General features: G+C 68.6%; 10 protein-coding genes. 9 read left to right on the top strand and 1 reads right to left on the bottom strand.

Going from position 1 to position 9,796, the window contains the following annotated elements:
• Positions 1-57: 57 nt before the first annotated feature.
• Positions 58-501, bottom strand: a complete 444-nt coding sequence (locus UK23_RS46435) for a metallopeptidase family protein (RefSeq protein ID WP_045318257.1) — start codon at positions 499-501, stop codon at positions 58-60.
• A 93-nt stretch (positions 502-594) separates the two neighbouring features.
• Between UK23_RS46435 and UK23_RS46430 the strand changes: the two genes are divergently transcribed.
• From UK23_RS46430 to UK23_RS46390, 9 genes are all read left to right on the top strand, one after another.
• Entirely contained in the window at positions 595-954 is a 360-nt protein-coding gene (locus UK23_RS46430) for a DUF3499 domain-containing protein (RefSeq protein WP_196778186.1), read from the top strand.
• Positions 955-1,035: 81 nt separating this feature from the next.
• Positions 1,036-2,388, top strand: a complete 1,353-nt coding sequence (locus UK23_RS46425) for a phosphomannomutase/phosphoglucomutase (RefSeq protein ID WP_045318258.1) — start codon at positions 1,036-1,038, stop codon at positions 2,386-2,388.
• Positions 2,389-2,398: 10 nt separating this feature from the next.
• Positions 2,399-2,599, top strand: coding sequence for a Trm112 family protein (locus UK23_RS46420; protein ID WP_045318256.1), 201 nt, complete (start codon positions 2,399-2,401; stop codon positions 2,597-2,599).
• A gap of 4 nt (positions 2,600-2,603) precedes the next feature.
• Positions 2,604-3,668 carry an SIS domain-containing protein gene (locus UK23_RS46415; protein ID WP_045318255.1) on the top strand — a complete coding sequence of 355 codons (1,065 nt, stop codon included), beginning with the start codon at positions 2,604-2,606 and terminating at the stop codon, positions 3,666-3,668.
• Between the two features lie 19 nt (positions 3,669-3,687).
• A complete protein-coding gene (manA, locus tag UK23_RS46410) occupies positions 3,688-4,902 on the top strand; it encodes a mannose-6-phosphate isomerase, class I (RefSeq protein ID WP_045318254.1) in 1,215 nt (404 codons plus the stop codon).
• A gap of 44 nt (positions 4,903-4,946) precedes the next feature.
• Positions 4,947-5,870, top strand: coding sequence for a cation diffusion facilitator family transporter (locus UK23_RS46405; protein WP_045318253.1), 924 nt, complete (start codon positions 4,947-4,949; stop codon positions 5,868-5,870).
• A gap of 89 nt (positions 5,871-5,959) precedes the next feature.
• Complete coding sequence (locus UK23_RS46400) at positions 5,960-7,495, top strand: amino acid permease (protein ID WP_045318252.1); 1,536 nt, start codon at positions 5,960-5,962, stop codon at positions 7,493-7,495.
• Between the two features lie 60 nt (positions 7,496-7,555).
• Positions 7,556-9,298: an alpha-L-fucosidase gene (locus UK23_RS46395; protein ID WP_045318251.1), complete on the top strand. Its 1,743-nt coding sequence runs from the start codon at positions 7,556-7,558 to the stop codon at positions 9,296-9,298.
• 11 nt (positions 9,299-9,309) lie between these two features.
• Complete coding sequence (locus tag UK23_RS46390; RefSeq protein WP_045318250.1) at positions 9,310-9,765, top strand: MarR family winged helix-turn-helix transcriptional regulator; 456 nt, start codon at positions 9,310-9,312, stop codon at positions 9,763-9,765.
• The last annotated feature ends 31 nt before the right edge of the window (positions 9,766-9,796 follow it).

Below are 9,796 nucleotides of genomic sequence, written 5' to 3'. Positions count from 1 at the left end.
AAGCCAAGACGCCTCGGCTGCGCCATCGGGGCGCCTTGCCTGCGCGGTGTTGGGGGCTCAGCCCTCGTCGATCACGTCCGGGTCCAGGCCCAGGTAGTTCGCCACTTGTTCCACCAGGACGTCGTGCACCAGGTCGGCCAGGTCCGCGCCGTCCTTCGCGCGCGCTTCCAACGGGCGGCGGTAGAGCACGATTCGGGCTCGGTTGTCGGAGCCGGTCGGGAGCAGGCGGGCCAGCGGGACGTTGCCGTCCTCGACCACGCCGTCCTCGCCCTCGACCTGGACGTCCGGGACGTCGTCCACGGCCACGTCGAGTTGCGTGAGCTCGGTGCGCCAGCGGGCCTCGATGGGCTCCAGGGCCTCGATGACCAGGGCGTCGAAGCGTTCTGCTCGGGAGCGGGCCGCTGGGAGCGTGGCTGGATAAAGAGGGCCGCGCAGGCCTCGGCCGTGCCGGTCTCGGTTGCGCCGACGCGGCGAGTCCTGTCGACGTGAACCCCGTGCCATCACCACAACCGAGCAGCCTAGTTGCTGTGCCGAGCGAGCAAACACAGCGTGCCTCACACACAGGCTCGCGTGGACGCGCTATCGTCCCCGATCGTGCGGAGCGTGAGACGGTGCTCGCGAACCGGGTGTGCTAACCCGGCTGTCGCCACGCTCACCTACGCCTATGCGGACTCCACCGCAGTCGTCGGACCGCTCGCCACGTACTCCGAACCGCACAGCTACGACCTGTGCGAGGAGCACGCGTTGCGGCTCACGGCGCCGCGCGGGTGGGAGGTCGTCAGGCATCAGGGTGAGTTCGCGGCGCCCGAGCCCACTGTGGACGACCTGACGGCCCTGGCTGAGGCCGTGCGTGAGGCTGGGCGGGCTGATGTGAGCCCCAAGGTGCCGGATGTGCCGTTGGGCACTCAGAGGCGCGGCCACCTGCGGGTATTGCCTGATCCGCACGAGGACTGAGCGACCACACGCATCACTAATCCTCTCGCCGGTAGGCTGCCGGGCAGTAGCCGTCAAGAGCGAGTTTCGGGAGTGTGCGGCGTGCGTGACCTGTCCGGCATCGTCAAGGCGTACGACATCCGCGGGGTGGTCGGCGAGCAGCTGGACGCCGGCCTGGTCCGCGACTTCGGCGCCGCCTTCGCGCGCCTGGTCGGTGGACCCACCATCGTGATCGGGCACGACATGCGCGACTCGTCGCCCGAGCTGAGCAGGGCGTTCGCCGAGGGGGCCCAGGCGCAGGGCGTCAACGTCATCAGCATCGGCCTGGCCAGCACGGACATGCTGTACTTCGCGTCCGGCAAGCTGGACCTGCCCGGTGCCATGTTCACCGCGAGCCACAACCCCGCGCAGTACAACGGCATCAAGCTCTGCCGCGCGGGCGCGTCGCCGGTCGGTCAGGACACCGGTCTCGGGCAGATCCGGCAGGACGCCGAGAACCAGGTCCCCGACGCCGAGGGTGTCGCTAAGGGCACGTTCGAAGAGCGCAACATGCTCGCGGACTACGCGGCGTACCTGAACCAGCTGGTCGACCTGAAGAGCATCCGTCCACTGAAGATCGTCGTGGACGCGGGCAACGGCATGGGCGGCTACACGGTGCCGCAGGTCTTCGAGGGCCTGCCCATCGAGGTCGTCCCCATGTACTTCGAGCTCGACGGCAGCTTCCCGAACCACGAGGCGAACCCGCTCGACCCCAAGAACATCGTCGACCTGCAGGCCCGCACGAAGGCCGAGGGTGCGGACGCCGGTGTCGCGTTCGACGGCGACGCGGACCGTTGCTTCGTCGTGGACGAGAACGGCGACCCGGTCAGCCCGTCCGCGATCACGGCGCTGGTCGCGGTGCGCGAGCTCGCCAAGGACCCCGGCGGCACGATCATCCACAACCTGATCACCTCGCACGCGGTGCCGGAGATCGTCAAGGAGCACGGCGGCAAGCCCGTGCGCACGCGCGTCGGCCACTCGTTCATCAAGGAGGAGATGGCCAAGACCGGCGCCATCTTCGGCGGCGAGCACTCGGCGCACTACTACTTCCGCGACTTCTGGCGTGCCGACACCGGCATGCTGGCCGCGCTGCACGTGCTGGCCGCGCTTGGTGAGCAGGACGGTCCGCTGTCGAAGCTGACCGAGGTCTACAACCGTTACGCCGCCTCCGGTGAGATCAACTCCACGGTGGCCGACCAGGCCGGCCGCATCGCCGCGATCAAGGACGCGTACGGATCGAAGGACGGCGTCACGATCGACGAGCTGGACGGTCTCACCGTTCAGCTGGCGGACGGGTCCTGGTTCAACCTGCGGGCCTCGAACACCGAGCCGCTGCTGCGCCTGAACGTCGAAGCCGCCACCCCCGAGGCCGTCGTCGCGCTGAGCGACGAGGTCCTCGCGATCGTGCGGGCCTGAGGAGAACAACGTGGCCGTCAAGCTCGAAGAGCAGTTGCTGGAGATCCTCGCCTGCCCGTGCCCCGAGCACGCGCCGCTGCAGCTCGGGACCGTTGAAGACCCGGAAGCGGACTTCCTCACGTGCACCGCGTGCGGCCGTTCGTTCCCGGTGCGCGACGGCATCCCGGTACTGCTGCTGGACGAGGCGGTCGAGCCGCCCACGGCTGAGTGATCCGGTGCTCGACGACACGCTGCTCGACGACCCGAGCCGCCTCGCCGACGCCGACACCGGTGGCTGGCTGCGGGCCGCCGCGCGAGCTGGGGCACAGGTCCGTTCCACCGCCGAGGCCGCGGCCGAGGCGGGGGTGGAGCGGATCTTCTCCGAACGTCCGCGCGCGGTCGTGCTGGTCACCAGACCCGGCCACGCGGTCACGGTGGCAGGCGTCGTCATGGCGTTGCTCGGCCCCGGCTGCTCGGTTCCGGTCGTGGTCGCCGACGAGGTGCCGCCGTGGGTGGGCGCTCTCGACGTGGTGCTCGCGCACACCGAGGACCCCGGTGACCGGGTGCTGGCCGAGTCGATCGACCGCGCTTCCCGCCGTGGCGCGCGGACTCTGCTGACGGCGCCGGACTCCGGTCCGGTCGCTGCCGCCGCCGCGGGCCAGGCCGTACTGCTGTCCCCGCGCGTCGACGTACCGCCCGGCTTCAGCTTCCACCGCGCGCTCGCCGCGTGGCTCGTGGTGCTGAACTCGCTCGGGCTCTTGAAGGTCGACGTGGGGCTGGTCGCGGACGAGCTCGACCGCGAGGCCGAGCGCGACCACCCGATGCACGAGTCGTTCGTGAACCCGGCGAAGTCGCTGGCGTTGCGCGTCGCCGACCGCACGCCGCTGCTGTGGGGCCTCGACGAGGTCGCCACGTCGGTGGGCGGCCACGGGGCCGGCGTGCTCGCCGCGTTCGCCGGGGTAGCCTGCGACGTCGCCGGGTATCCGCAGGCACTGACCCGCCCGGTGCTGCACCGCCGCGCGGTGCAGGGGACTTCCGGTGCAGATCTCTTCGCCGACCCGGACGACGAGCCGGGCAGCGGGCTCGTGCGCGTGCTGTTGCTGGCCGTGCGCCAGGGCCCGGTGGCCGATGCTGTGCGGCACGCCGCCGAGGACGCTCTGCCGGGAGCCGACGTCCTGGAACCGGCCGTCGAAGTGGCGGGAGGCGACGCGGTCAGCGCCGCGCTGCTCGCGCTCCGCTTCGAACTGGCCGCGCTGTACCTCGGGCTCGCCGCCGGAACTCTCGGTGGCAACCCGTACTGATTTGGGAGCTGACTTAGAAGTGGACCTGCTGCACAACGCGGTAAGGCCGTACGCGTGGGGCTCGCGCACGGCCATCGCCGAGCTGCTCGGGAAGGAGGTGCCCGCACCCCATCCCGAGGCAGAGCTGTGGATGGGCGCCCATCCCGGCGACCCGTCCCGCGTGACCGGCGCGGACGGCGTGGAGCGCTCGTTGCTCGAGCTGCTGTCGGCAGACCCCGACGGCCAGCTGGGCACGCGCGTTTCCGAGCGGTGGGGCAGCAGGCTTCCGTTCCTGCTCAAGGTGCTCGCCGCCGAGGAAGCCTTGAGCCTGCAGGCACATCCGTCCGCAGCCCAGGCGGCGGAGGGTTTCGCCGCCGAGGAACGCGCCCTTGTGCCGCGCGACGCCGCGGTCCGCAACTACAAGGACCCGGCCGCCAAGCCCGAACTGATCTGCGCGTTGACCGAGTTCCACGCGCTGGCGGGTTTCCGCGAGCCGTCGCGGACCGTCAAGTTGCTGCGCACCCTGGACGCGCCCGCGCTCTCGCCGTACACCGAGATGCTGGTCGCGCAGCCGGACTCGTCCGGCCTGCGCGCGTTGTTCACGATGCTGATCACGCTGCCGCAGACCTCGCTGTCGTCGTTGCTCCCGCAGGTTCTCGACGCGTGCGTGCTGCACGTCAAGGAGCACGGCGAGTTCGACCTGGAATGCCGCACGGTCCTGGAGCTCGGCGAGTCCTACCCCGGCGACGCGGGCGTTTTGGCGGCGTTGCTGCTGAACCGCATCGTGCTGCAGCCCGGCGAGGCCATTCACCTGCCCGCCGGCAACCTGCACGCGTACCTGCGCGGCACCGGCATCGAGATCCTGGCGAACTCGGACAACGTCCTGCGCTGCGGCCTCACGCCGAAGCACGTCGACGTGCCGGAGCTGTTGCGCGTGCTGGACTTCACGTGCGGCGACATGCCGGTGTCGACCGGTGAGGAAGTCGCGCCGGGTGTCCGCGTGTACCGCACGCCGGCGCCGGAGTTCGAGCTGTCGCGGCTGGACCTCACCGGCGAGGCGCGGATCAACCACGAGGGCCCGCAGATCCTCATCTGCACGTCCGGTGCCGCGGTGCTGACGAACGCTCGCGGCGACGAGGTTCGCCTGGCGCGTGGCGAGTCCGTGTGGCTGCCCGCGTCGGACCCTGCCGTGATCGTCCGGCCGGATGGTGTTGAATCCGCTCAACTTTTCCGCGCCACGGCCGGGAACGACTAAGGTTCACGACCGGACAAACCGGACGGTTCAGCGAGGAGACAGGCGTGTCAGCAGGGGGCGGGACCAAGGCCATCATCGCGGCGTTGGCGGCGAACGCGGGTATCGCGGTGGCCAAGTTCATCGGCTTCGCGATCACCGGGTCGTCATCGATGCTCGCCGAGGCGGTGCACTCGGTCGCGGACACCTCCAACCAGGGCCTGCTGCTGCTCGGCCAGAAGACGGCCCAGCGCGAGGCCACCAGGCTGCACCCGTTCGGCTACGGCCGGGACCGGTACTTCTGGTCGTTCGTGGTCGCCCTGATGCTGTTCAGCCTCGGCTCGGTCTTCGCGCTCTACGAGGGCATCCACAAGCTGCACGAACCGGCGGCGCTGGACAGCCCGCTCGTCGCGGTGCTGATCCTCGTCGTGGCGATCGGCCTCGAGACCTACAGCTTCGTCACCGCCATCAGCGAGTCGAAGAAGATCAAGGGCGACGTCAGCTGGTGGGGCTTCATCCGCCAGTCCCGCACGCCTGAGCTGCCGGTGGTGCTGCTGGAGGACGCCGGCGCCCTGCTCGGTCTGGTGCTGGCCCTGCTGGGTGTCGGCCTCACGACGCTGACCGGCGACCCGGTGTTCGACGCGCTCGGCACCATCGCCATCGGCGTGCTGCTGGGCATCATCGCGGTCATCCTGATCATCGAGATGAAGTCGCTGCTGATCGGCGAGGGCGCCTCGGACGCCGACCTCGACATCATCTGCGAGGAGCTCGCGGCCGGGAAGGTGCAGCGCGTCATCCACATCAAGACGCAGTACATCGGCCCGGAGGAACTGCTCGTCGCCGCCAAGATCGCTCTGGAACCGCGACTCCCCCTGGACGAGGTGGCCCAGGCGATCAACGACGCCGAGCAGCGCGTGCGCAACAGGGTCCCGCACGCCCGCCTCATCTACCTGGAGCCCGACCTCGACCGGTCGACGGTCACCAGCTCCTGAGGGGATTCCCCCGAAAGGAAGTTGTAGGAGTTCCACATGCTGGATACCTCTAGGGTGGGCCGAACAGGTCCATCAAGGAGGTATGCACCGTGCCGGGGAACGGGTTGTGGCGCACCAAGTCCATCGAGCAGTCGATCGCTGACACCGACGAGCCGGACACCAAGCTCCGCAAGGACCTGAGCGCGTGGGACCTCACGGTCTTCGGCGTCGCGGTCGTCATCGGTGCCGGCATCTTCACCCTCACCGCGAGCGCCGCGGGCAACATCGCGGGCCCGTCGGTCTCACTGAGCTTCGTGCTGGCGGCGATCGCGTGTGCGCTCGCCGCGCTCTGCTACGCCGAGTTCGCGTCCACGGTGCCAGTGGCGGGCTCCGCGTACACGTTCTCCTACGCGACGTTCGGCGAGTTCGCGGCCTGGATCATCGGCTGGGACCTGGTGCTGGAGTTCGCGGTCGGGTCGGCTGCGGTGGCCAAGGGCTGGTCCGCGTACCTGCAGACGACGCTCGGGCTCATGGGCATCGACGTGAAGACCGAGGTCGGTGACGGCTTCAAGTTCGACTGGGGCGCGGTGCTGCTCGTCGCGGTGCTGACGGTCCTGCTGGTCGTGGGCACGAAGCTGAGCTCGCGGGTCAGCGCGGTCATCACGGCGATCAAGGTCGCGGTGGTGCTGCTGGTGATCGTGCTCGGCATCGGCTACATCAAGGCCGAGAACTACCAGCCGTTCATCCCGCCGGCCGCTGAAGGCGGTCCGGCCGCGCACACCGGCATCGAGCAGTCGCTGTTCTCGCTGATCACCGGCTACTCGGGCAGCACGTACGGCGTGCTCGGCATGCTGGCGGCGGCGTCGATCGTCTTCTTCGCGTTCATCGGCTTCGACGTCGTGGCGACCACGGCGGAGGAGACCAAGAACCCGCAGAAGGCCGTGCCGCGGGGCATCCTCGGGTCGCTGGCGATCGTCACCGTGCTGTACGTCGCCGTGACGCTGGTGATCACCGGCATGGTGCCGTACACGAAGCTCGCGACGCAGCCGGACGGCACGCGCGCGACGCTCGCCAGTGCGTTCTCGGACAACGGGGTCGACTGGGCGGCGACGGTGATCTCGGTCGGCGCGCTCGCCGGTCTCACCACGGTCGTCATGGTGCTCATGCTCGGCCAGAGCCGGGTGCTGTTCGCGATGTCGCGTGACGGTCTGCTGCCGCGCAAGCTGGCGAAGACCGGCAGCCACGGCACGCCGACGCGGATCACGATCATCATCGGTGTGCTGGTCTCGATCGCGGCCGGCTTCTTCCCGGCCGGCAAGCTCGAAGAGATGGTGAACGTCGGCACGCTGTTCGCGTTCATCCTGGTCTCGGCGGGTGTGCTGGTGCTGCGCAAGACGCGGCCTGACCTGGACCGCGGGTTCCGCGTTCCGCTCGTGCCGCTGGTGCCGATCCTCGCGATCCTCGCCTGCCTGTGGCTGATGCTGAACCTGACCGCGCTCACCTGGGTCCGGTTCATCATCTGGATGGCGATCGGTGTCGTCGTCTACTTCGCTTACAGCCGCCGCAACTCGGTGCTCGCCAAGAGGGGCTCCGCGCCGGTCCAGTCGGAACCGGTCATCAAGCACGGCGAAGAACCAGGGGTCTAGACATCGGATCTCTCTTCCTCCAAGCTCATGGTGCCGCCATGAGCTTGGAGGAGGAGTCCGATGCTCCACGCGCTGGTCGCAGCGCTGCTGGCGGTGCTGCCTTTGGCTGGTCCCGGCCCGAATCACGCGGTGGACGACCCGTTCACGTCGCCCCGCACGCAGTGGTTCCAGGACGCCCGCTTCGGCATGTTCATCCACTTCGGCGGCTACTCGCAGTTGGAAGGCGAGTACAAGAGGTCCGATGGATCCGTCTGCCAGGACGCCGAGTGGATCATGAACAAGTGCAAGGTCCCGACCGCCGACTACGAGCGGCTGGTGAAGTCCTTCAACCCGGCCCAGTTCTCCGCGAAGGCCGTCGTCGACACGGCGAAAGCGGCGGGGCAGAAGTACATCGTCATCACGTCGAAGCATCACGACGGCTACGCGATGTGGCCCACGAAGGTCAACAAGTGGAACCTGCGCGACCACTCGGCGTTCGACAAGAAGCGCGACATCCTCGCCGAGCTCAAGGCCGAGGCCGACCGCCAGGGCATCAAGTTCGGTCTCTACTACTCGACCTGGGACTGGCACGACCCGGACGCGCGGTCGTCGCAGAACTTCGCGCGCTACAAGGCCCGCATGCGCGCCCAGCTGGTTGAACTGATCGACAACTACGACCCGGCGCTGCTGTGGTTCGACGGCGACTGGGACACGGACAACCCGCCGAACCCGTGGACCAAGCAGGACGGCGCGGATCTGGAGACGTTCCTCAAGGCCAAGGATCCGGACCTGCTGATCAACAACCGGATCTCCAAGCGCGCGCCGGGAGTCAAGGAACGCCGTGTCGTCGACGGCGACTTCGGCACCCCGGAGCAGACCTTCCCCTCCGCGCCGATCGACGGCCAGCTCTGGGAGTCCTGCATGACGATCCCGTCGAAGTGGGGATTCGCCAAGTGGGACAAGAACTTCAAGAGCGCCACGACGTTGACCCGCAACCTCGTCGACATCGCCTCGCGCAGCGGCAACTACCTGCTCAACGTCGGCCCGGACAAGCTCGGCCGCATCCCCGCACCCGAGTCGGACCGCTTGCGCGCCATAGGTTCCTGGCTCGTGCAGCACGGTGACGCGGTCTACGGCGCTCAGGCCGCCCAGTGGGTCGAGGACCCGTCCTGGGGTGCGGTGTCGCGCAAGGGGGACAAGTTGTACCTGTCCGTCTACGACTGGTCGAACTCCTTGCACCTCAAGGTTCTCGAACAGTTCGACGTGGTCTCCGCACGCGTTCTCGGCAGCCCGCAGTCCGTCACCGTCACGAAGGCGGGCGACGGTTACGACGTGAAACCCAATGGGGCCAAGACGAACGACGTCGCCACGGTGATCGAGCTGACTGTCCGCGGCGAGCAAGCAGCCCCCGTCGGCACCGGGAACGGCCTGCGCGCCCAGTACTTCCCGTCGAACAACTGGACCGGCACGCCCACCACGGGCACCGACAAGTCGTTGAACTTCGCCTGGCGCTTCGACGGCGGCGACAACTTCTCCGCGCGCTGGACCGGGTTCGTGCAGCCGAGGTTCAGCGACACCTACACGTTCCTCGCGGTGTCCGACGAGATCGCGAAGGTGTGGATCGACGGCAAGCTCGTGATCGACGCCTCCGCGCCTCACCAGGCCCGCATCGACAAGGGCACGATCGCCTTGCAGGCCGGGAGGAAGTACTCCATCAAGGTCGACTACGCGGAGCAGACCGGCGAGGCCCACCTCAAGCTCCTGTGGACTTCCCCGAACCAAAACCAGCAGGTTGTCCCGGTCTCGCAGCTCTACACCAACTAATCTGCCCAACCATGGGTAACGCGCGGTGGCTCTCCGAGGAGGAGGGCAGCGCCTGGCACCACTTCGTCCAGGCGTACCACCTCCTCGAGAGGCAGATCGAACAGCAGTTGCAGCGCGATGCGGGCCTCTCGCACGCGCAGTACAACGTGCTGGTCGTGCTGTCCGAACAGCCGGGCAACCGCCTGCGCATGACCGAGCTCGCACGCCGCGTCGTGGTGTCGAAGAGCTCGCTGACCTACCAGATCGGCAAGCTGGAGAAGTCGGGACTCGTGCGGCGCGAACCGCACGAGTCCGACGAGCGCGGCATCCTCGCCGTGCTCACCGACGCGGGCAGGGCCCTGCTCGACTCCGCCGCGCCCGGCCACGTCGAGACGGTCCGCGCGTACTTGATCGACCTGTTCACGCCGGAGCAGCTCGCCCAGCTCGGCGGCTTCATGCAGGTCGTGCACGAGAAGGCGGACGACTAGACGGTTGATTCCAAGGGTCCGCAGCCACGGA

It is taken from the genome of Lentzea aerocolonigenes (genome assembly GCF_000955955.1).
In the GTDB taxonomy this organism is placed as follows: Bacteria; Actinomycetota; Actinomycetes; order Mycobacteriales; family Pseudonocardiaceae; genus Lentzea; species Lentzea aerocolonigenes_A.
This window is presented reverse-complemented; position numbering and strand designations above follow the sequence as displayed.